General features: G+C 46.4%; 21 protein-coding genes. 10 read left to right on the forward strand and 11 right to left on the reverse strand.

All coding sequences use genetic code 11. The features are described 5' to 3' along the window. The first annotated feature begins 389 nt into the window (after positions 1-389). The 5 genes from NDI44_RS08050 (at position 390) to NDI44_RS08070 (ending at position 5377) form a co-directional block, all read left to right on the forward strand. A complete protein-coding gene (locus NDI44_RS08050; RefSeq protein WP_190410735.1) occupies positions 390-1292 on the forward strand; it encodes a hypothetical protein in 903 nt (300 codons plus the stop codon). Positions 1293-1430: 138 nt separating this feature from the next. Further along, a complete protein-coding gene (locus NDI44_RS08055) occupies positions 1431-3353 on the forward strand; it encodes a plasmid segregation protein ParM domain-containing protein (protein ID WP_190410736.1) in 1923 nt (640 codons plus the stop codon). 126 nt (positions 3354-3479) lie between these two features. Then, a complete protein-coding gene (locus tag NDI44_RS08060; protein ID WP_190410737.1) occupies positions 3480-3935 on the forward strand; it encodes a DUF29 domain-containing protein in 456 nt (151 codons plus the stop codon). Between the two features lie 194 nt (positions 3936-4129). Continuing rightward, on the forward strand, positions 4130-4549 hold the full coding sequence (locus NDI44_RS08065; RefSeq protein ID WP_190410738.1) for a hypothetical protein: 420 nt from the start codon (positions 4130-4132) through the stop codon (positions 4547-4549). A gap of 165 nt (positions 4550-4714) precedes the next feature. Further along, positions 4715-5377, forward strand: coding sequence for a hypothetical protein (locus NDI44_RS08070; protein WP_190410739.1), 663 nt, complete (start codon positions 4715-4717; stop codon positions 5375-5377). Between the two features lie 133 nt (positions 5378-5510). Here the strand turns inward: NDI44_RS08070 and NDI44_RS08075 are convergent, their stop codons facing one another. Further along, complete coding sequence (locus NDI44_RS08075) at positions 5511-6074, reverse strand: Uma2 family endonuclease (protein ID WP_190410740.1); 564 nt, start codon at positions 6072-6074, stop codon at positions 5511-5513. A gap of 190 nt (positions 6075-6264) precedes the next feature. Here NDI44_RS08075 and glgA point away from each other — a divergent pair, with 190 nt between their 5' ends. Next, on the forward strand, positions 6265-7737 hold the full coding sequence (gene glgA / locus NDI44_RS08080) for a glycogen synthase GlgA (protein WP_190410741.1): 1473 nt from the start codon (positions 6265-6267) through the stop codon (positions 7735-7737). Between the two features lie 187 nt (positions 7738-7924). Here glgA and NDI44_RS08085 read toward each other — a convergent pair whose 3' ends face one another. Continuing rightward, positions 7925-8218, reverse strand: coding sequence for a hypothetical protein (locus NDI44_RS08085; protein ID WP_190410742.1), 294 nt, complete (start codon positions 8216-8218; stop codon positions 7925-7927). 292 nt (positions 8219-8510) lie between these two features. Between NDI44_RS08085 and NDI44_RS08090 the strand changes: the two genes are divergently transcribed. The 4 genes from NDI44_RS08090 to plsY all read left to right on the forward strand — a co-directional run bounded on the left by NDI44_RS08090 (position 8511) and on the right by plsY (position 11920). Continuing rightward, positions 8511-9308 carry an MlaE family lipid ABC transporter permease subunit gene (locus NDI44_RS08090; RefSeq protein WP_190410743.1) on the forward strand — a complete coding sequence of 266 codons (798 nt, stop codon included), beginning with the start codon at positions 8511-8513 and terminating at the stop codon, positions 9306-9308. Positions 9309-9445: 137 nt separating this feature from the next. After that, the gene (locus tag NDI44_RS08095; protein ID WP_190410744.1) at positions 9446-9844 is read left to right on the forward strand and encodes a DUF3119 family protein; all 399 of its coding nucleotides are present in this window, start codon (positions 9446-9448) and stop codon (positions 9842-9844) included. Positions 9845-9910: 66 nt separating this feature from the next. Next, on the forward strand, positions 9911-11209 hold the full coding sequence (locus NDI44_RS08100; protein WP_190410745.1) for a DUF3086 domain-containing protein: 1299 nt from the start codon (positions 9911-9913) through the stop codon (positions 11207-11209). A 36-nt stretch (positions 11210-11245) separates the two neighbouring features. Next, positions 11246-11920: a glycerol-3-phosphate 1-O-acyltransferase PlsY gene (gene plsY / locus NDI44_RS08105; RefSeq protein ID WP_190410746.1), complete on the forward strand. Its 675-nt coding sequence runs from the start codon at positions 11246-11248 to the stop codon at positions 11918-11920. A gap of 70 nt (positions 11921-11990) precedes the next feature. Here the strand turns inward: plsY and NDI44_RS08110 are convergent, their stop codons facing one another. The 9 genes from NDI44_RS08110 to der all read right to left on the reverse strand — a co-directional run bounded on the left by NDI44_RS08110 (position 11991) and on the right by der (position 20817). Next, on the reverse strand, positions 11991-13517 hold the full coding sequence (locus tag NDI44_RS08110; RefSeq protein ID WP_190410747.1) for a VanZ family protein: 1527 nt from the start codon (positions 13515-13517) through the stop codon (positions 11991-11993). A 60-nt stretch (positions 13518-13577) separates the two neighbouring features. Further along, positions 13578-14390, reverse strand: coding sequence for a pyrroline-5-carboxylate reductase (gene proC / locus NDI44_RS08115; RefSeq protein WP_190410748.1), 813 nt, complete (start codon positions 14388-14390; stop codon positions 13578-13580). A gap of 109 nt (positions 14391-14499) precedes the next feature. Further along, positions 14500-15090 carry a cell division protein SepF gene (locus tag NDI44_RS08120; RefSeq protein ID WP_190410749.1) on the reverse strand — a complete coding sequence of 197 codons (591 nt, stop codon included), beginning with the start codon at positions 15088-15090 and terminating at the stop codon, positions 14500-14502. A gap of 197 nt (positions 15091-15287) precedes the next feature. After that, positions 15288-15959: a YggS family pyridoxal phosphate-dependent enzyme gene (locus tag NDI44_RS08125; protein ID WP_190410750.1), complete on the reverse strand. Its 672-nt coding sequence runs from the start codon at positions 15957-15959 to the stop codon at positions 15288-15290. Positions 15960-16044: 85 nt separating this feature from the next. Then, positions 16045-16314: a transcriptional coactivator PipX gene (gene pipX, locus NDI44_RS08130; protein WP_190410751.1), complete on the reverse strand. Its 270-nt coding sequence runs from the start codon at positions 16312-16314 to the stop codon at positions 16045-16047. A 190-nt stretch (positions 16315-16504) separates the two neighbouring features. Next, positions 16505-16897, reverse strand: coding sequence for a holo-ACP synthase (acpS, locus tag NDI44_RS08135; RefSeq protein ID WP_190410752.1), 393 nt, complete (start codon positions 16895-16897; stop codon positions 16505-16507). 87 nt (positions 16898-16984) lie between these two features. Continuing rightward, entirely contained in the window at positions 16985-18406 is a 1422-nt protein-coding gene (locus tag NDI44_RS08140; RefSeq protein WP_190410753.1) for an anthranilate synthase component I, read from the reverse strand. Positions 18407-18421: 15 nt separating this feature from the next. Continuing rightward, positions 18422-19381 (reverse strand): CbiQ family ECF transporter T component, encoded by a 960-nt coding sequence (locus NDI44_RS08145; RefSeq protein ID WP_190410754.1) that lies wholly within the window; start codon positions 19379-19381, stop codon positions 18422-18424. 71 nt (positions 19382-19452) lie between these two features. Continuing rightward, entirely contained in the window at positions 19453-20817 is a 1365-nt protein-coding gene (gene der / locus NDI44_RS08150) for a ribosome biogenesis GTPase Der (protein WP_190410755.1), read from the reverse strand. Positions 20818-20832 lie beyond the last annotated feature (15 nt).

Here is a 20832-nt window from a genome sequence, read left to right on the forward strand (position 1 = left end):
GTGCGATTGCTAGAATGCCATTGATAATCCACTAGCGATCGCGCTGTTCCTTAGGGTAGAAGTTAGAATTAGCCGTAAAAGTTATCTTTATAGTTAAGTACCGTGCAGGAAGCTCTTCTCAAAACTTTTGCTGGGTAAGAAAAATAGCAATATTCCTTACCGAGCTATTAGAGGTAAAGTATCAAGGTAAACAGAAAGTTTGGGATTAACTTTGTCCCTTTTTAAGCAAATTCAACTAATGACATTTTGAAAAAAATATTGATAAACTTCCTAAACTTAAAAATGCTTTGTAAAAATCAGTTTATAAAACTAGCTTTAGCACTTATATAAAATTTTAGTAAAATAACCGATTGTTCAATATTTTAGCAACGCTGAAGTCTTAATTTGCGATGAAAACACTATATACACTTTTTACCAAAGAACGGAGCGAAGTTCAGACAGAGATTGATAAGGCAACTAGCCCGGAGCAGGTCGTTAAGCTGGTTCAAAAGCGACTCGATAATATTCAGAGCAGTTACGTTGGCGAGTTAAGCGTCGCTCAAGTACGTCTGGCTTCTTTATTCCTGGACACTTTGCGGCAGTCCTTGGGGACTCTCACCGCTGCCAATGAGACGAAAGTTTTGGAGCCAAAGCCTCAGCAGAGTGCTAACCCAGTCGGAAGGGTTTCTCCCAAAACCATAATCCTGAAAGTGCTACAGGGACTCATCTGCGTAGGAATTTTAGATTCTCTATTCTCCTTGGTTTCAGATGCACCAGGAGCTTGGATGGATATCTTGCTGGTGTCTCTGCTGGTTGGACTAGAAGTGGTGTTCCAAATCGATAAACGCGATCGCGCCAATCGTTCAGTTTCTCTTCAACCTGTAGAAGCGCCCCAGCCGATCGTTCGCGTTGATAGCCAAGTCTTTCTAGACAACCTGACCGATGCCCTGAACACCATTGATTTAGCAGTCGCCCGGACTCAGGAAGTAAAAAAACCGCTTGATGATAGTGGAATAGAAGAGCTACCAGAACTGTTGAATCTGCTTCAGAGACTAATGGGTGCGTCAATTCTAGGGAAACCCCAGATGTCGCTTGAACTTACCAAACTGCTGCCACAGATTTTAATGGAACAGGGGATTCGGGTTCAGATTTACCAGGCGGATGATACTCATCGCGAGTATTTTGATTTCGAGCCAAGTATCGATCCTGCCGCGAAAGAGTCTGTAACGATAACTCCCGCTTTGTTTAAAGGCGATCGCTTGCTCCGACGCGGTCGAGTGATTGAGCCAGCGTACTCCGAGGCTAGGGAGTAAGATGTCTTGTCATCGTGGCTGTTTGTAGTCGCATCTTCATTTAGATAGTATTTCCCTTTTTTCTTAGCCCCCTTTTTCAAGGGGGGTTGGGGGGATCAAAACTCTCATTTACATGGTTGATTAACGGAAAGTATAAAAATGGAAGTTTTAGAAACTATCGGATTCGATCTGGGGCACGGTGAAACCGCTGTCGCTCAGGCGAGAGTGGAGAGCATCGAGCCGCCAGGGATGCTTGAAGTTAATAATAAAAAAGTTCAAATCACAGCACTAGCTTGGCATCCCGATATCGGTTATCTAATTGGAGAACAAGCATTAATCCAAGCTGGCGTTACTCAGCTCAAAATCGCTTTCAAACAAAAACCAAATACCGACCCAACTTATCGGGAAACAATTAGCAAGTTTCTAGAAACTTACTATCGTCTTTTGAAAGAAAGCAAACAAATCGAAGGTGGAGAAACCAGCCAATTTTATGTCGGTTGCCCTTCAGGATGGTCTGCTGACGAACGAGAAGAATACCAAAAGTTACTGAAGGAATCTGGTATTCCCTTAGTGAGTGTTGTCCCAGAGTCGCGGGCAGCTTTCATGCAAGCGAAGGAAGCCGGTAAGCTTTCTTATGACAAACTTAAATCGTCGGTGCTAATAGTTGATATTGGCTCTTCGACTACAGATTTTACTCTGGTTAAGAGTTTGCACGAAATCCCGATAGATTTCGGAAGTAATGCTTTGGGTGCTTCTTTAATCGATAAAGCAATTTTTGCCCAGACTCTCGCTAACCACGAGGAAAAAGCGTTACTGGAACGAGTATTTGAGGCATATCCTCATCACCAAGCGCGTTGCGAACTTGCTTGTCGCAAAGCGAAGGAAGATTACTTTTCTAACGAACAGGTATACAGCAATCCTCAATCCTTTGCACGCGGCTTTGAGTCGATCAACGAACAGATTTACTTTGTGCCTCAAGTGAATAAAGGGGTTATGGATGAAATCTTGAATCAATCTTTGCCAGAATTGGGCGGCAAGAGTTGGCTTCATTCGTTCCGAGAAGCAGTGAACGAGGCGAAAGAAAGGCTGGATAAACAAGGCTTTGTACCGCAACTTTTGCTGATGACTGGGGGTGCATCTCGGATGAAATTTACCCGCCAGATTTGCGAGGAAATCTTCCCTGAACCAGATACTCAAGTTCGCCCCGATCCAGAACCCGAACGCTGCATTGCCTTGGGTCTAGCACGGGTAGGAAGATGGGATCTGCGTGCTGCTGCTTTTAAAGAAGAGGTCAATACACTATTTGACTCAAAAAAGTTAAAAGACCTGGTCAAAAAACATATTCCAGAGTTAATCGAATTGCTGGCTAAGCCACTATCAGAGGGGCTGATTAAAAGCACAATTCAACCAAGTTTAAAAAACTGGCAAAACAACAAAATACGCACTTTGGCTGATTTGGAAGAGTCTATGAAAAAGCAGGCGGAGCAGTGGATTGAAAGTCCTGGCGCTCGGCAAATCGTCAATACGCAATGTGCTACTTGGTTTAACAGTAAGATCCAACCCGAATTAGCTGAGGAAACCGATCCCATTTGCCAAAAGTTTCAGATACCCAGAAGTAGCTTGAGGTTTGAGGAAAGTATTGACCCTGATGTGGTTAGTCCAGACCTATCGATTGGCGACACTATTCTTGCCGAAACGGTAGGATTTATCGTCAATGTGGTGATTGGTGGAGGGACTGTCGGTAGCATCATCGCTCTAATTTTAACCGGACATTTAACTTGGCCCATCGTGCTAATCTATGGTGCCTCAGTTCTTGCCGCAGGAGTAGAGATCACCCGCAGCAAAACCCAAGAAGCAATTAAGACAAAGGTAGATGTTCCGAGTTGGACTCGTTCTCTTCTTTTGAGCGATAGCAAGATCGACTCTACCTGCGAGCAAATGAAACCTGAGTTAGAGAAGGTTTTTAGACAACAACTAACAGAGAATCAGGAAGCTTTTGACGAACTGATTGGGAAAGTTGGGCAAGAATTGAAAAAAGCTCTAAATACTAAGGCGGAAGAGGCAGTAATTCTCATTCAGTAGGGATGCGATCGCTTTTTACTCGCTGCTTAGGGCTAGATTGGGTAAGAGCGATCGCTACAATATTACTGACAATCCATTGGGAGAAGTCTTGTGTCAGCTAGTTCAGGACTTTGAGAGGAAATGGTTATGACAAGAGAACTAGAAGCTAACCGACAGAGTTTGTACGAGACGGACTACCTGAAATGGATTCAAACTACTGTAGAAAAGTTGCGGGTTGGAGACTACTCTAATATCGAATGGGAAAATCTAATTGAAGAAATCGAGGACATGGGACGAAGTGAGCGCCGGAGCCTAAAGAGTAATCTTATTATTGTCCTGACTCATTTACTTAAATGGCAATTTCAGCCAGAGAAAAGAAGCGGTAGCTGGAAAGGTAGTATCGTTGAGCATCGCAGACGCATTCGTGAAGCTCTAAAAGATTCTCCCAGCCTCAAGCCTTATCTTGAAGAAGTCTTTGCTGAATCTTATGCAGATGCAGTTGAACAGGCGAGTGCTGAAACTGAACTGCCATTAGAGATATTTCCGCAATTATGTCCCTATACATCCACAGAAGTTTTAGATTCTAACTTTTTGCCAGAATAAGCGATCGCCTTCCCTTATGACGGAAGATAGCGATCGCCCTCAGCAACCTTGCTCTGTGATGATAGGTGCGCAATACCCAAATTAAGGGCTAGACAGCCCAATAAGTCTGATTTTGCAGCGCTCTCGTGCCTTTGGCTTGTGAGGTAATTTGGTTATGATATTGGGAATACTTTTGACCTAGTTGATATATACCCATGCAGAATTTCGGCAATTGGGACGTTTGGATTAAGGTTTTTCTGGGTGTTGTCGCTTTGGCTGTAACTGTAGCAGGTTTACGCGAGTTTCCGGAGCTAACAAAACTTACAGTGGGTCAACAAGAAACAGCTTCAAAAGAAGTTGAACCAAAACTAGTAGATGTTCGTATCGTTACGGAAACCGAAGAAGGAAAGCCAATAAAAGGTGCATCTATACGCTTTTCTTATAGAGGCTCACCTACAGAGCGAATAACTACTGATGACGGTTATGCACAAATAAAAATGCCCTCTACTGAAGATGTAGAAGTCACGCTCAGTAAAGAAGGATACGAGACTAAAAAGCACATAATTAACCTGAAGAACGACTCAGGTGAAAACAGAACCTTTCAACTGAAAAGAAAACAATCTAAGTCAAATTAGCCTTCTTAAATGCCATTTACCAATTCGCCTCTAACAAGCCGGTTCTCAATAATTGAGCTGGTGATCAAGCTGTTTACAATAGGCATTCACTCATCTGAGGAAGGACCAAAAGCTTGGTTTGAGACGTTAGCTGTGACGGCTACGCTAATGGCTTGTGGTTACCTAGTGTGGTATCAAGGTATCTTCATAATTCTCGCATTAATTTTTGGCGCTATAGCCGCTGGAATGTTTGTTTTCTTAGCGCCTGCTTACACAATTCATAACAATATAGCGACAAAGTCAGCCGTAAACACTCTTAAAAATGTCTCAAAAATCAAAACAGAAAGAGTAAATTCTCTTACAGGCAATAATTTAATTGAGGAAAAGAATCGCCAAATTAAAGCGATTAACGAGTTGACACAAAATTTTCCCAATTTGATTCAGGAATACCCAGAACTCGCTGAAATATTTGAAACTATAACACAGGGGGCGACAGAAGCTTCAAATAAGATTGATATTGAGAAGAAAGAGCGGACTCGTCGAGAACAGGAAGAACAGAGGCAACGGGAGGAACGCGAACAAACTCTAAATGAGCAAAGAGCGAGAGCTGGGGAACCTAGCGGACATCCACCAGACCCAAATAATCTAAAGCACCCGCCCCGAGGATATCCTATTAAGGTTACTAAGAACTTGACTAAGGAACGCTATAAAGGCATTTACTACAGACCAGATGACGATGATTATTTTGATTACGATGCTGCTTGGTGGTTCGAGAGTGAAACCCACGTACCCAAAGATAAATACAGACGCCCTTATCGTAGAGGTAAAGGTAGAGTCTTAAGAGAGTAAAAGGCAATTTTATCTAAAGATAGCTCTTTGCCATCGCATTGTAGATGTAGGGAAGCGATCGCTTAACTTGAACAGTCGAAGGCGCTATCTCCCAACTCAAACAGACCAAGACGCGATCGCTAATTAGTTTAAGTTACTCCAAAAGCCAACCAAACAACTCTCCTACTGGAAGTCGCAGCTCATTCGCAAAAGATGGCACGGGAAGTTGCTGTTCTGGTTCATCAAATACTTGTAAAAGCTGATTGGGAAGATAAACAAATACTGTTTGCTCCTTTGGATCGATTAACCAACCCATTTGAGTGGCATATTTCAGACAATGCAGGATATTCTTGGTAACTTTCGTTTGGCTTTGGTCGGGTGACAAGATTTCAATTACCCAATCAGGAGCCGATAGAAAAACGTTAGCGATTTCGCCATTCTCATCACGGGGAATTCTGTCCCAAACGAATACCGATACATCCGGCACAATTGAACGTCCGCCAAAAGTACACCGCAGTTCAGGAAAAGCTCTTGCAACGCGCTGAGGCTTAACGGCTGTATTGATAGTAGGAATCAGTTCACCCTGAATTGTACTGTGCTTTCCTTGCGGCATAGGTTTTTGAATAATTTGACCATCAATGTATTCGCTAGCGGGTTTGGTTTCTGGCAGCTTCAGAAACTCTTCCAAAGTTAAGGGTTTAGATGGTGTCCGTACCATTTGCGATCGCCTCCAAAAGAACTCAGACGAGCTTTGCTCTCTATTTTAGGGGTCGCATTCAGCGGAGGCAGCCGGAATCAAACCACGATGTCCGGCTTGTTTATACCGAATGACGGGGTCGTTATTGCTTAGGTGTATATATACTTTTGTGAAATTAAGAAAATAGATTTCTATCTCAGGAGGAGTAAGGATGTACATCGTACAAATTGCCTCTGAATGCGCTCCGGTCATCAAAGCTGGTGGTTTGGGAGATGTCGTTTACGGGCTGAGTCGGGAGTTAGAAAATCAGGGAAATTGCGTCGAGCTGATTTTGCCTAAGTACGATTGCATGCGGTACGACCACATCTGGGGACTTCACGATGCTTACCGCGATTTGTGGGTACCCTGGTATGGCGGTAAAGTCCACTGTTCTGTTTATTGCGGCTGGGTACACGGGCGGCTGTGTTTCTTTATCGAACCCCACTCTGAAGATAATTTCTTCAATCGAGGCTGTTATTACGGGTGCAACGATGACAATATGCGGTTTGCGTTCTTCAGCAAAGCCGCTTTAGAATTTCTACTGCAAAGCAACAAAAGACCCGATATCATTCATTGCCATGACTGGCAGACCGGCTTAATTCCAGTCATGCTCTTCGAGAATTACAAGTATGAGATGGGTCTTCAACGGGTTTGCTACACCATTCACAATTTCAAACATCAAGGGATGGGCGGTCAAGAGACCCTGTGGGCAACCGGGCTGAATAACGAATCTTACTACTTCACTTATGATCGCCTGCAAGATAACTTCAACCCTTTTGCCTTGAACTTTATGAAAGGGGGGATTGTTTATGCCAACGCTGTGACGACCGTTTCGCCCCATCATGCTTGGGAAGCCCGCTGCACGGAGATTGGCTCTGGTTTAGGTCATACCTTACATCTGCACCAGGATAAATTCACTGGCGTACTCAACGGCATCGATCGTGATTTTTGGAATCCCGAAAGCGATCGCTATATACCGGCTCATTACAGCAAAGAGAATCTAGAAGGGAAAGCCGAGACTAAAAAAGCCCTCCGGGAGAGACTTTTGCTCCGCGACGTTGATAAACCTATCGTTGCCTACATCGGTCGTTTAGACGCTCAAAAAGGCGTTCATCTTGTCCATCATGCGATCTACTACGCGCTTAACAATGGGGCGCAATTTGTACTGTTGGGTTCGGCAACGGAACCGGGAATCAACACCCATTTCCAGCACGAAAAAGCCTTTTTGAATGAGAATCCTGACGTTCATCTAGAACTTGGCTTTAATGAAGAGTTATCCCACCTGATCTATGCAGGGGCGGATATGATTATTGTCCCTAGCAACTACGAACCCTGCGGACTGACTCAGATGATTGGCTTAAAGTACGGCACGGTGCCAGTCGTGCGGGCAGTTGGTGGACTGGTGAATACTGTGTTTGACCGAGACTACGACCAAACAAAGCCCCCGGAAAAACGGAATGGTTTTGTGTTTGAGCACAGTGATGAGCCTGCGTTTGAATCAGCAATGGAGCGTGCTTTTAAGCTGTGGTACAACCATCCCGAAGAGTTTCGTCAGCTTGCGCTCCAGGGTATGGAGTATGACTACTCGTGGAAAGATCCAGGGGCGGAATATTTGAAGATTTACGACCAGATCCGACACAAATGAAGCGAAATTGCGATCGGTGGAATCTGTAAAGTAAGTCTTTTGTGGTTGTGCCTCGCTTTTGGGGGCACAATTACCTAACTTGGGTAGAGACGGCATTCTCTAACAAATTCTGTCAGAACTGCGATCGCGCGACAGAACTCTTATTGAGGGTTGGAGATTAGGCGACGACGAAAGCGATCGCGAAAGATTAATTTCCACGTAAATTTTGGTAACGATAAAAGGCGTAGGTGTCAAACATGGCTCCAGCAACGCTACAGGTAAAACCGATTACCAGGAGACCTTCAATGGAACACCCGCTACCAAAGACGGTAAGAAACTCTAGAATTACCGCTCTGCCGCACTGACTGACTGCTTCAAGGAGGGGAATGTAACCTAGTATGGACAGACTTGCCAACACACTAGCGAACAGCAGAATCGGGGCGGTGAAGCTAAGAAAACTCGTCAAGAGTAGGGAACGGAAATAGTTAGGCAAAATGTTCATGAAACCGTAAGTGCGAATGAACTGCCGAGCGGGGAATTGAGAACGTTACTTTGAACCTCTATATACGATAGAAGCGATCGCTGTCACTATCCCGATCTGTCAGAAATCTTAAATAAACCTTAAAAATCTTGTTTAAAGTCCGTAAATATATCTCAGGAATCTCCCAGAGATTCCCCAGCCCCGCGCCCAGAGTGCTGAGCCACAGCCGTGCGAACAGTACAAAAGAGATTCTTGTAGGTCGTCGCCACTCATCAGCTATGCTTTACAAAGTCGTTGAGTCAGCAGGACATCCTTGAGCGAGACTCCTTCCAGTTCCAGCTTAGAGTTATGGGGTCAGCGGTTGCTGGCGGCGATTTTGCTGGGTGGGCAGGTGGTCGTTCACCTTCTGACAAAAAAAATCCATCGGCGCAACACCCTCGACCAAATGGCGATGGTTGGCCCAGAATCGCTCTTAATTGCGTTGGTAACAGCCGGTTTTGTCGGCATGGTATTCACCATTCAGGTGGCGCGAGAATTTGTCAACTTGGGTGCGGGCAGTGCTGTGGGCGGAGTGTTAGCGCTTTCCTTATGCCGGGAACTTGGCCCCGTCCTGACTGCCGTGATTTTGGCGGGACGAGTCGGTTCGGCATTTGCCGCTGAAATTGGCACGATGCGCGTCACCGAGCAAATAGACGCCCTCTATATGCTGAAAACCGACCCGATTGATTACCTAGTGATTCCCCGCGCGATCGCCTGCTGCTTAATGCTGCCAGTTTTAACCATTTTGTCTATCCTCACTGGCATGGCAGGGGGATTGCTCATTGCCAGAAATCTCTACGGAATTGCCCCAAATGTATTTTTAGAGTCTGCCCGAAATTTCCTGCAAGTCTGGGATTTGTGTAGTGCCTTAATTAAGGCATTTTTCTTTGGGGCGCTGATTGCCGTAATTGGTTGCAGTTGGGGCTTAACAACCACTGGGGGAGCAAAAGGTGTTGGACAATCGACCACCACAGCAGTCGTCACAGCTTTGTTAGCTATCTTTATTTCTAACTTTTTCTTATCGTGGTTGATGTTTCAGGGAACGGGCAGTGCCGTACTTAAAGGGGTCTGAGGCGGAAAACCTTTAAAATAAATAAAGTTGCAATCCTGAGCTTGAATCTCGAATCAGGATTTGAACTGCCGCCCCACTTCAGCTTGAACGCTAAGAAAGTGGGTAGGTCTAGTACGATAGTTTACAATATCGGGTTTATGCCTGTGACTACTACTACATCTTCTTTACCTTCACAAACTGTTGAACTGGCACCCAGCTACGCAATTCCTTTGGTGTTAGTGGCGGCTTCGATTGGGCTGTTATTCGTTCAACCTTGGGTGAGTTTAGCGATCGCTGCATTTGGTTTGTTCTTGCTGTTTCAGGCGGCAACGATTCGCCTGCAATTCACCGAAACAGCATTAGATGTTTATCGTTCCCAAACCTTAATTCGGCGTTTTCCCTACCAGGAATGGCAAAATTGGCAGATATTCTGGACTCCAGTGCCGATTCTGTTTTACTTCAAAGAAGTTAAAAGCATTCACTTTTTGCCGGTTCTCTTCGATCCCAAAATGCTAAAAACTTGCTTGGAACAACGCTGTCCAAAAGCAAGTGCGTAGGGATACACAGATGGGCGTCCTTACAGATGAGTAGTTAATTGTTAGTTGTTAAGTGTTAATTGTTAGATGAATTCAGACGAACCTCAAACCCAAGAACAAGAACAAGAGCAAGAACAAAAGCAACAGCCAGTTGTTGAAGCCTCGGACAATTTAGAAGCGCCAGAAGAGGAAACTGTAACTGCCGATCCAGCCTCAGACAATCTTATAGCATTACAAATTGCCGCTGTTGTGGAGGCATTTGATGATTCAGAAGCGGAAATTGCCGCCGTTGTTGAGGAATCAGATAATTCTGAGGAGCCAGAGGAGCCAGATATAACTGTAGTCGCCGTTGTTGAGGAATCAGATAATGCTGAGGAGCCAAATATAACAGTAGCGATGGAAAATTCCGTCTCTGTTTTAGAGCAACGGGTGGCTGATTTACAACAGCAGGAAGAGGCATTAATTCAGGAAATTGCCGCCCTGCAAGCTTCTCATAATAAAGTTCTGCAAGACCAGCTGGCTCAAACCCAAGCGGCGTTAAACCGTCTGGTGCAGGAGTCTTTGAACGAGCTGGAACAACGCAGACAAACACTACAAATTTCCGTTGAACAACTGGAACGACGACGGGAACGCATTCGAGAGGAAATGCGAAGAACCTTTGCTGGCACCTCCCAAGAATTAGCCATTCGAGTGCAAGGCTTTAAAGATTATCTGGTCGGTAGCTTACAAGATTTGGTAGTAGCCGCAGAAGAATTGCAACTCCAGAAGGAACCAGAACCCCCCAAGGTAGTTCCAGTCGTGGAAGAGTCGAAGGCTACATCGCCTGTAAACCCCAAATTTACAGAACAGAGCTTTCAATCAACAGCAAAACAAATTCGCAGTATTTTAGACCAGTACCGGACGCGACCTGACTATTATGGCCCGCCCTGGCAATTGCGTCGTACCTTTGAGCCGGTTCATGCGGAGCGAGTTGCGAACTGGTTTTTCACGCAAGGAGGAAGAGGCGCTTTGCGGACAATGGGCAGTCGCCTGCAAAATATCCTGATTGCTTCTTCCGTCATCTCGGTATTAAGCACGCTGTATGGCGATCGCGTTCGCGCCCTGATCCTCGCCAACTCCCCAGAACGATTGGGAGAATGGCGGCGGGGTTTGCAAGACTGTCTGGGCATTTCCCGCTCTGATTTTGGTCCAGAACAGGGAATTGTTTTGTTTGAATCCCCGGAAGCGGTCGTGCAAAAGGCAGAGCGTCTGGTTAAGGAACGCCAGATGCCGCTGATTATCATTGATGAGACAGAAGATCAGATTAATCTGTCGCTGCTGCAATTTCCTCTGTGGTTAGCTTTTGCACCCGATCCTCAGCAGATGTCCGCTGATATGAGATATTAGCGACAGACGAATTGAGCTACAAGCAAGAGGCGTTAGATGGGTCTACAGCTGGCTTTAAGTGGGGCATTGTTAATCGCAGCCTATCTCTTAGGCTCGATTCCTACGGGTTATTTGGCAGGACGCTGGCTCAAAGGGATTGATATTCGAGAGCAGGGATCTGGTTCTACGGGTGCCACCAATGTTCTCAGAAACCTGGGAAAAGGGCCAGCCATCGCGGTGTTACTGATCGATCTATTTAAAGGAGTCGGCGCGATCGCTTTGGTTTACGCCTTCTATGCCTTCGCGCCAACTTTTGCGCCAACGTCTGTCCTGCCTGTCACCTGGGAATCTTGGTTAGTCGCTGGCACCGGATTCGCTGCCAGCATCGGTCATAGTAAATCTGTCTGGCTGAACTTCACGGGCGGGAAATCAGTTGCCACGAGCCTGGGCGTTTTATTTGCCATGTCCTTACCTGTGGCGTTGGGAACAGCAGCGGTGTTTGGCACAGTTATTGCCTTTTCCCGAATTGTTTCCCTCGGTTCCATTGCGGGTGCGATCGCGGTTTCGGTTTGGATGTTGATTTTCAAACAGCCCTTACCTTATCTAATCTTTGCGATCGCTGGCGGTATCTACGTCATCTGGCGACACCAGAGCAACATTGAGCGTTTACTTGCCGGTACCGAACCCCAAATCGGTCAAAAATTATCAACAGAACCCGAACAAAGTTCCTAACTTATTTCCTAACTTATAGAGATGCTTAGGTGTTGTGATACTAAACGTCATTTCGCATCTTTACTCGTTTTTATGCTGTTATCTCCCTGCGTAACCAAGAGTTAGCCCACCTTTTCATTATCAGCATGGTGCTAACAGCTAGTGCCATGCTAAATAGTAGATTATCCAGCCTAATTGCTCTCTGGTTTCCAATCGCTAATATGGCTTCTAATATTAAAGATGGGAATAAAATTCCTCCAAAAAGCAATACGGCATAAAAAATAAGTTTTTCTCTGGCTCTTGCACTAATGAGTGCTAGAAAGAAGCCAATAGGGATAAAAATCAATCCATAATAGAAAATCTTGTAGATTTCTAGATTAATACTATTAGCATCAAAAGGTAATAGCTGAAAAATCATCACCTCTGGAATCAGTTTCAGCGAGTAAGGTTGTTTCAATCCATCTATATAAATTTTAAGAATTGACCCTTCATAGGTAAGAAGTATCTGATGATTCTTGGTGTCACCAAAAACATTTGGAACAGCTAGTTGATAGTTTGTTGCATTTTTCCCGGTGACTGGAGTTCGCACCCGAAACACCAAATCCGATCCCCTTTGTCCAAGGGTAAAATTGCGGTTTTCATCATCTGCTGAAAGGGAAATAATTCGAGCAGGGCCAGCCTGCATTGTGTCAGCAGTAGCGACAACGGCACCTATTGTAAACTGAGAAGTTTCAGCAATCTTTTGTGTCATCAAGGCTACAGAGCTTTTTGTCTCTAGCCAATGATTGGAATCGAGAGAAGCACCCCTTTGATCCTGAGTAGTTGGGGAATTTTCTCGCCAAGATAAATCTGGAAGGTGCCCAGTTAAATCGGGGTAACTACCTGTACCTGTCAATTGATATACAGCTACTAGGTCTTTTTTGACGACAGAAAATGGGATTTCCGAGGAAAATGCGGATTCTGCTTCTTGAGCTGAAACTGCTTTATTCGCGACGTATAGCTCTGAAATATATCCTTTCCAAGGTCTATTTCCGGTTGGCTCGTTGCCAAGACTCAGGGGGAAAGTGTGATTCCAATTACTGAGACTTCCAGAACTTTGCCAAAGGAGCGTTGTTAGAAAAATCAATATAATATATCCAATAAAAGCAGTCGTTAACTTTTTGATCGAAAGAAAACTATTACTACTTCTAAGAAGATTTAAAGCTGCTCCTAAGATTTTATCTCCCCCTAAACGAAAGCTTAAAAACCCGATAAAAGCACCTAAAATACTGGCACCAATATCGACAAAAGAGGAACTTCGAGAAGGAATAAATAGCTGTAAAATTTCAATTGTAAAACTTAAACAAAAAGAAGTTAATAAGATGAAAACAAGTGTCTTTCTCCCTAAGAATCTTTTTTGCTGCATCAAGGAGGAAAAGACGAAACCAAAGGGGGAGAATAATAAAACGTTAGTGATTAAGTCGTAAAAATTTCTTAACTTAAAAAATTCTGAAGTGAGAAAGCGATAATTTATTTTACTAGCATTCTCTTTAAAGGCAAAATCATACGGAAAAAGTGTAACGACCAGTATCAGCAAAAGGCTAAAAATAAAGACTTTATTTGCCCATTTTTGCCGCATAAAGGATTTTTAACAAATCATTTTACTTTTGGTAGCCGGAAAAGAGTATTCAGCGATGCATTAACGACCAAGCTCCTGAGAGCGCCGAGAAGCCGCCACCACTGCCTCAATCAAAGCCGAGCGGAAACCAGCCCTTTCTAACTGGGCAATCCCAGCAATAGTTGTACCTCCAGGGCTAGTCACGCGGTCTTTTAGTTGAGCGGGATGCATTCCCGATTCGTGCAACAGCTGGGCAGTCCCCAAGACGGTTTGCAGGGCTAACGAAGACGCGATCGCTCTTGGCAATCCAGCCGCTACCCCACCATCTGCGAGTGCTTCCACCATCAGCGCCACATAAGCGGGACCCGAACCCGAAAGCCCTGTCACCGCATCCATTAAAGATTCTGGCACTTCAACGACCTCTCCCACCGCCTGGAAGATCGCCTTTGCCTGTTCTAAGTGGCGTTCGGTGGCGTGCTGACCCAGCGCGATCGCACTCATTCCTGCCCCTACCGTCGCCGGAGTATTCGGCATCGCCCGAATTGCTGGAGCCTGGGGAAAAGCTGCTTCCAGTTGACTCAAAGAAACACCCGCCATCATCGAAATCACCACTGGCGGCGACGCTTGGGCAGAAATTTCTTTCTCCAAGTCTGCCGCCACTGCTGCAAACACTTGAGGTTTAATCGCCAGTAACAGCACATCCTTTGCCGCCGCCACCGCCCGATTCTCTGCCGTCACCTGGATGCCGTACTGCTGCGCCAAAAAGTCTCGCCGCTCTCTTTGCGGCTCACTCACCAAGACTTCTTCTGTGGCATAAACCTGTTTTTGCATCAGGCGGGATAATAGAGCTTCTCCCATTACCCCGCCACCAATCATGCCGAATTTAGTAGCCAACCTCGTCCCCCAATCCCTATCAGCATGAAAAGTCCGTTGTCGGCGGTCAGTTGTTTTTAGCCGTTACGACTGACCATTGACCGCTAACAAGCGTCTCGACTCAGAAATTTTACTGCGCCATCCGGGTCGGTTCGTTTGACCAAGCTGGGGAGGGGGCAGAGGGACGGGGAATCCGGACTTGTGGTTGAGGCACTTCGTGAACCACGCCAGTCTGGGTACTGACTTGAACACAACTCGGTGTAAACAGAAAGATACTTTCGCCGATCCGCTCTTGGTGCCCATCGATCGCATAAGTGCCACCAGCCACAAAGTCTACAGCTCGTTGCGCCTGATCTGGGTCCATAATCGTCAGGTTTAACACGACTGACTTCCGCTCGCGCAAAGCTTGAATCGCCTGGGGCATTTCTTCAAAAGAACGTGGCTCCATCACGATTACTTCCGAAATTCCATTCACCGAACCGGGCATCCCAATTACATTATTCATTGTTGTCCCCATTTCTATTTCTCTTGCAACAGGTGTGTTTGTCCGCGCCCGACGGCTCTGGCGACGTTCTTCTTCTGCTGTCGTCGGTTGAGGATGCTGTTCTTGATAGAGATTTTGGTACTCTTCTCCCTCGGCTTCTTCGTACTCGTCATACTCGTATTGAGCTGGCTCATTGAGACCCACGAAATCTCGTAGCTTAGAAAAAATATTATTCACAGTTCACGCTCCATCACGATTTAAGGTTAGACTTTGGGGCTGGGATCGCAGGGCACCCTTGAGGCAGCAGTCCTAGTTTAAGGAAACGACAATAACAATCATATAGTCGTGCTGGCAATATAATATCCGATGCCTCTTCATTACCCCACTCATCTGTTCGGAATAGATGTTGACATTTGTAAGCGGAGTAAGGCTTTTCAGGATGCCCGTTCTCCAAAAAGAATTCGCCCCAAACGTATCATTGTTGCCCCAGATTGCACAGCTAACGGGTAATCACCTGACATTCCCATTGATAGCTGCTGCATTTGAATATTTGACCAGTTTTGCTGTCTGATTTCATCGGCTAGTTTGCGGGTTCTATCGAAAACTGACAGGATTTCAGAAGCCTTGAGATCGAAAGGCGGGATTGTCATCAAACCTTGAATTTGCAGATTGTAGCACTCATTCAGGGCTGGTAAATCGGCAAGCAGTTGAGGAACTGTCCACCCATACTTGTTGGGATCTTGCAGTAGTTTCACTTGCAGGCAGATGAAGGGCGATCGCGACAGCTCAAGTGCCAGTTCGTTTAATCGTTGGGCTAATTTTAAACTATCTATCGAGTGAATCCACTGAAATTGTTCTAGGGCTTTTCGAGCTTTATTACTTTGAAGGTGTCCAATCAGGTGCCAGGTGATGTCTGGTAAATCTTGCAGTTGCGCTTGTTTAAGTTCAGCTTCAGAGATGCGACTTTCGCCGAAATCCCTTACTCCCGCTGCATAAGCTTCGCGCATGGCTTCAGGGGAAACCTGTTTCGTAACGGCGATGAGGCGGACAGATTCCGGTAGTTGCTGGCGAATTTCAGAAAGGCGTTGGGCGATCGCTCCAGTCATTTGACTTCACTTGAAAATAAACAGGGAAGCAAAAATTAAAAATGCTTGCATTAAAAAGGATTTTTTAATTTTTAATTGCTTGCCCCTATTGAAATGTTCGCTTATGAATAGCCTGAAGTTGGGTGTACTCCTCCATTTGACCGTTGCGACGGAGCATCCGCAAACGGTTTTCCACCATGAGGCGACCATCGCTGCGGGTAATCGGTTCAAACGTGATGCCGGTAGGACTGGTATTCACCAAAAAGAAGAGACGCTGGGCATAAAGGGTCGTAAATAGTTCCTGGCTGTCCTCAAGCAGACACACTCTGTAAAGTAAGCCAAATGTAGGGTGATTTAAATAGGTTTCGCTGCTCATTAACATCCACGCGAAGAATGCCCATCCCTAAGGGAGAGATTGGGAAAAGTCGAAGAGTTTAAGCGGCAGTACGACTCGCGCCAGCCGCTCTCTGTTGAAACCCAAGATGTTTCACTCTAGTTCAAACTATGCAGATGATAGCTTGTATTCGGGCACCTCAGAGAGAATGTTTGGGAATTGGCGACACTTTTCAGGGTGAGCAAACGAGGATGGCGGTGGCTACCGAATAATCGCCATCATGGCTGATGCTTAGCTGCCACTGACAATCTTCCCACCCTGCTGTCTGGGCGGCGGCTGAATGGTGAAGAAATACTTGCGGCGCACCTGTGGGTAAACGTCGAATCTCAATATCGGTGTAGCTGACTCCCCGCCATCCAGTTCCCAGTGCTTTAGCAACGGCTTCTTTTGCCGCCCAGCGCCCTGCTAGCTGGTTGATAGAGAGGCGACTGATATCGTTCTGAGTGTAGCCGCAATCTTGTTGTTCATCAAAAGTATAGACGCGCTGCAAGAAGCGATCGCCAAAGCGTTCAACAGCGGCTTTAATTCGAGGCATATAAACAATATCTGTTCCCAGCCGAATCATTCTGTTGCTAGTTGCTAATAGAAGAGTGGCTCTTCAAAACCCTGTCTGGTAGCCATTCGCTAATGGTATTTGACTGATGACCCAGAACTAATCACTAATAACATTAAAACTTCCCAGGGCTGCTAGCAGAGCTTGAGCTTTGTGTAGAGACTCATGCCATTCTCGTTCTGGATCGCTATCGGCAACGATTCCCGCCCCGACTTGCCCGTAAACCATCGCTGCATCGGCACGCTTGGGATAGAGGAGAGTACGGATCAAGATATTTAAATCTAGGTGCCCGCGCCAATCGAGAAAGCCACAGGAACCGTAGAACAAATTGCGACGCACGGGTTCGAGTTCTTCAATGATTTCCATACAGCGGACTTTCGGACACCCAGTGATAGTACCGCCTGGGAAGAAGGCGCGAATCAGGTCAACCGCGTCGTAGTTTGGGCGAATTTTACCGATAACGTTGCTTACGAGGTGCATGACATGGCTGTAGCGCTCAATTGTGAAAAGTTCGTTAACTTCTACAGAACCCCACTCGCACACTCGCCCCAAGTCGTTTCGCTCTAAATCCACCAACATAATGTGTTCGGCTCTTTCTTTGGCATTGGCAATCAAGTCTTGCGCCAAATGCTCGTCGAGGGCGGGGGTAGTGCCGCGCGATCGCGTTCCCGCAATCGGTCGCGTTTGCGCTTGTCGATCGTGCATCTGAACCAATCGTTCTGGAGAACAGCTGATGAGTGCCCCCCACGGGGTCTGCCAATAGCTAGCAAAGGGAGAAGGATTGATTTGGTGTAACGCTTGATAAATTGCCCAAGGACTGGCGGTTACGCGGCTTTCAAAGCGTAGGGAAAGATTTGCCTGAAAGATATCTCCAGCTCGGATATACTTTTTCGCTTGCCGCACCGCATCTTCGTAATCAGTTTGAGGCGTCCAAAAATGGAAATGGGGGGATTTTGGATTTTGGATTGAAGATGCTGGCTCCTCTGCTATCCCGCACTGCGTTCGGCTTTCCAGCAGGTTTTGCAAGAAATCGAGTTCGGCTTCATCGCTAGCGGCTAGCCATAGGGTTTGTTCCCAGTGATCGAGGACAGCAAAGGATGCTGGTTCATACCAATAAGCAACCGGGAATGGTAGGGGGTCAGAATTTAAATTGGGTAGCTGCTCGATCTCCCAAGCGAGGTCATAACCCAGCCATCCCAGCCAGCCGCCAGTGAAAGGTAGTGACGGCTGTAGAGATTCATCCCTGAAGGCAGAACGTTGCCGCAAGCGGCGTAGGAAGGGGAGGATCTCGCCAACGGGTGGAGTCCACACTGCTTGCACGCCATCTATAAAGCGCGGCGCACCGGCACAAATTGAATATCTGGCGATCGCGTTCTTGGCTTCAGTTGAGTGTTGAAGGAGCGGATTGTAGGGACTTTCGAGTAGGGTAGCAATTTTACCAGCGTCCAGAAACAGGGCGGCGAATACTTCTGAGCCAGTTCTATGTTGTAGAGGAAGCGATCGCCAAAACCAAGGTTTCATATTAATTTTTAATTTTTAACTTTCCCATCCCCACATCAGCCGTGCCCCCCAAAGTACGGCTAAACTCACCAGTCCCGCCCAGTCGCTCTTTTTGAGACGCAACTGGTGCCATTGGACGCGATGGCTATTGGGGCTGGTAAAGCCGCGAACCTTCATGGCGCTAGCAATTTGCTCGGCTCGTAAGAGGAGATTTTCAAGCAACCGTTCGGCAACCATCAACCAAAGTTGCAGACTTTTGCGGATACCCAGTTTTTTCCAGTTAATTGCCCGTGTCCGCACGGAACGAACTAAATTTTGCACTTCTTCTAAAACCAGGGGAATAAAGCGCAGCGATAAAGTTAAGGTTAGAGCAACTTCTGTCACGGGAAATTTGAATGCTCGCAGCGGTCGCATCAAACTCTCGATCCCCGCAGTAATCTCCTCTGGAGCTGTGGTTAGCAAAAACAGGTTGGTGCTGTAAATCAAGGTAAATAGTAAGGTACTCACGTTAATCGCTAGCGCCAAGGACTTGCGAGTAATTTTGACTGGCCCTTGGTGGAACAGCACGTAACGGTAGTTTGAAGGGTTTTGAGAGGAGACTGGTTTTGTCGCCTCTAGTTTTTGAGTTGCAGCGGATTTGACAACTCCTGGCTTGGGAGTAGCAGTCTGAATAAAAGATATTTCATCGGCTGGGAGACGTCGCTGAGAGTCTGCTCCAAGTCCATCGGGAGCAATCATGCTCAGGATGAAGACAAAAAAGCACAGCATCAACAGCCAACCCATTTGTTGCTTCCATACGCGCAATGGAATCGCCGCCGTCACAGTAATGGCAACTAGCAGCACCGCCAGAGCGATACGCCAGATGGGATTTGCCAGGACTGGAGCGATGAGAAAGCTCATCAACCAAGCTATTTTCACCCGGGGGTCGAGGTGATGCAGCCAAGTGATTGGTTGTTCGAGGTACAGCCCCAGCGGCAGCGATCGCAGTAAATCCATAGAAAATTAAAAATTAAACATTAAAAATTAAAAATGCAAAAATTCATTTTACATTTTTAATTTTTAATCGATTAAACGCGAGTAGCTCGGTTACTACGACTGCCCGCTTCCACCTCGCGGACTTTTTTCCCTCTCCAGAATAAGCGTACTGGGGTTCCAGTAAAACCCAACTGTTTTCGGAATTGACCTTCGATGTAGCGGCGATAGTTGTCATTGAAGCGCTTGGGATCGTTGACAAATAGCGCGATCGCTGGGGGTTGGCTGCTCACTTGGGTGCCGTAATAAATCTTGCCCTGACGCCCTTGACGGGTCGTGGGCGGGGAAACCCAAGAAATCGCTTCTTGTAGCACTTCATTAATTACAGCAGTCGTGACGCGGCGTTTGTGTTGTTCGGCGGCTGTATTCACTAAATCTAGAATTTTTTCCACCCGCTGACCTGTTTGAGCGCTGACAAAAATTGTTTCTGCCCAATCGATAAAGTTCAACCGTCCTTTAAAGTTGCGTTCAAACTCGTAGATGGTGTAGGAATCCTTTTCAACTGCATCCCACTTATTGATGACGATGACGCAAGCGCGACCTTCTTCATCTATCCGCCCAGCCAGTTTTTGGTCTTGTTCGGTGATGCCATCCACCGCGTCAATGACTAACAAAACCACGTCGGCGCGACGAATCGCTTTAAAGGCGCGATTAATCCCAAAAAATTCCGGGCCGTATTCAACGTTTTTCTTTTTGCGAATCCCGGCGGTATCGATCAATCGGTAGGTTTTACCGTTGCGTTCTACTACCATATCGATGGCATCGCGGGTCGTGCCAGAAATCGGGCTAACGATAGAACGATTTTCGCCGACAAAGGCGTTCAGCAAGCTAGATTTCCCGACATTGGGACGTCCGACAATGGCGACTTTAATTTCTTCAGTTTCTGGGATTTCTCCCGCGGGCACGATATAGGTAATCAGGGCATCAAGTAATTCGCCGGTGCCACTCCCATGAATGCCAGAGACGGGGAAGGGTTCGCCCAATCCCAGTTCCCAAAACTCCATTGCTTGGGTGAGACCTTGTTCGGAGGATTCGCATTTATTCACCGCTAGCAGGACGGGCACGGGTTGTTGACGCAACCAGTCGGCGATCGTTTCATCCGCTGCTGTTAAGCCACTCTGACCATCGACGACAAAGATTGCGGCACTCGCTTCTGAGAGTGCCAACATTGCCTGTTCCCGAATTAGGGGTAAAAACTCGGTGTCATCATTAAACACCAAGCCGCCGGTATCGACGATGACAAACTCCCGGTCTTCCCAGAAGGCGGAACGATAGGTGCGATCGCGCGTGACTCCAGGTTCATCATGCACAATGGCGTCTTGTACACCTGCCAATCGATTGACAAGAGTAGATTTGCCCACATTCGGGCGACCGATAATAGCGACAACAGGCAGGGACATAACCAGATATGCTCA

The sequence above is a fragment of the Trichocoleus sp. DQ-A3 genome (genome assembly GCF_039961975.1).
Taxonomy (GTDB): domain Bacteria; phylum Cyanobacteriota; class Cyanobacteriia; order Cyanobacteriales; family FACHB-T130; genus FACHB-T130.

What these genes read in the sequence shown, in the direction of transcription:
- NDI44_RS08085 (WP_190410742.1), bottom strand. Translation starts at nt 8,218, where the DNA reads ATGAACATTTTGCCTAACTATTTCCGTTCCCTACTCTTGACGAGTTTT.
- NDI44_RS08055 (WP_190410736.1), top strand. Translation starts at nt 1,431, where the DNA reads ATGGAAGTTTTAGAAACTATCGGATTCGATCTGGGGCACGGTGAAACC.
- acpS (WP_190410752.1), bottom strand. Translation starts at nt 16,897, where the DNA reads ATGATTCGGCTGGGAACAGATATTGTTTATATGCCTCGAATTAAAGCC.
- NDI44_RS08075 (WP_190410740.1), bottom strand. Translation starts at nt 6,074, where the DNA reads ATGGTACGGACACCATCTAAACCCTTAACTTTGGAAGAGTTTCTGAAG.
- der (WP_190410755.1), bottom strand. Translation starts at nt 20,817, where the DNA reads ATGTCCCTGCCTGTTGTCGCTATTATCGGTCGCCCGAATGTGGGCAAA.
- pipX (WP_190410751.1), bottom strand. Translation starts at nt 16,314, where the DNA reads ATGAGCAGCGAAACCTATTTAAATCACCCTACATTTGGCTTACTTTAC.
- plsY (WP_190410746.1), top strand. Translation starts at nt 11,246, where the DNA reads ATGGGTCTACAGCTGGCTTTAAGTGGGGCATTGTTAATCGCAGCCTAT.
- NDI44_RS08100 (WP_190410745.1), top strand. Translation starts at nt 9,911, where the DNA reads ATGAATTCAGACGAACCTCAAACCCAAGAACAAGAACAAGAGCAAGAA.
- glgA (WP_190410741.1), top strand. Translation starts at nt 6,265, where the DNA reads ATGTACATCGTACAAATTGCCTCTGAATGCGCTCCGGTCATCAAAGCT.
- NDI44_RS08145 (WP_190410754.1), bottom strand. Translation starts at nt 19,381, where the DNA reads ATGGATTTACTGCGATCGCTGCCGCTGGGGCTGTACCTCGAACAACCA.
- NDI44_RS08110 (WP_190410747.1), bottom strand. Translation starts at nt 13,517, where the DNA reads ATGCGGCAAAAATGGGCAAATAAAGTCTTTATTTTTAGCCTTTTGCTG.
- NDI44_RS08140 (WP_190410753.1), bottom strand. Translation starts at nt 18,406, where the DNA reads ATGAAACCTTGGTTTTGGCGATCGCTTCCTCTACAACATAGAACTGGC.
- NDI44_RS08065 (WP_190410738.1), top strand. Translation starts at nt 4,130, where the DNA reads ATGCAGAATTTCGGCAATTGGGACGTTTGGATTAAGGTTTTTCTGGGT.
- NDI44_RS08095 (WP_190410744.1), top strand. Translation starts at nt 9,446, where the DNA reads ATGCCTGTGACTACTACTACATCTTCTTTACCTTCACAAACTGTTGAA.
- NDI44_RS08060 (WP_190410737.1), top strand. Translation starts at nt 3,480, where the DNA reads ATGACAAGAGAACTAGAAGCTAACCGACAGAGTTTGTACGAGACGGAC.
- NDI44_RS08050 (WP_190410735.1), top strand. Translation starts at nt 390, where the DNA reads ATGAAAACACTATATACACTTTTTACCAAAGAACGGAGCGAAGTTCAG.
- NDI44_RS08125 (WP_190410750.1), bottom strand. Translation starts at nt 15,959, where the DNA reads ATGACTGGAGCGATCGCCCAACGCCTTTCTGAAATTCGCCAGCAACTA.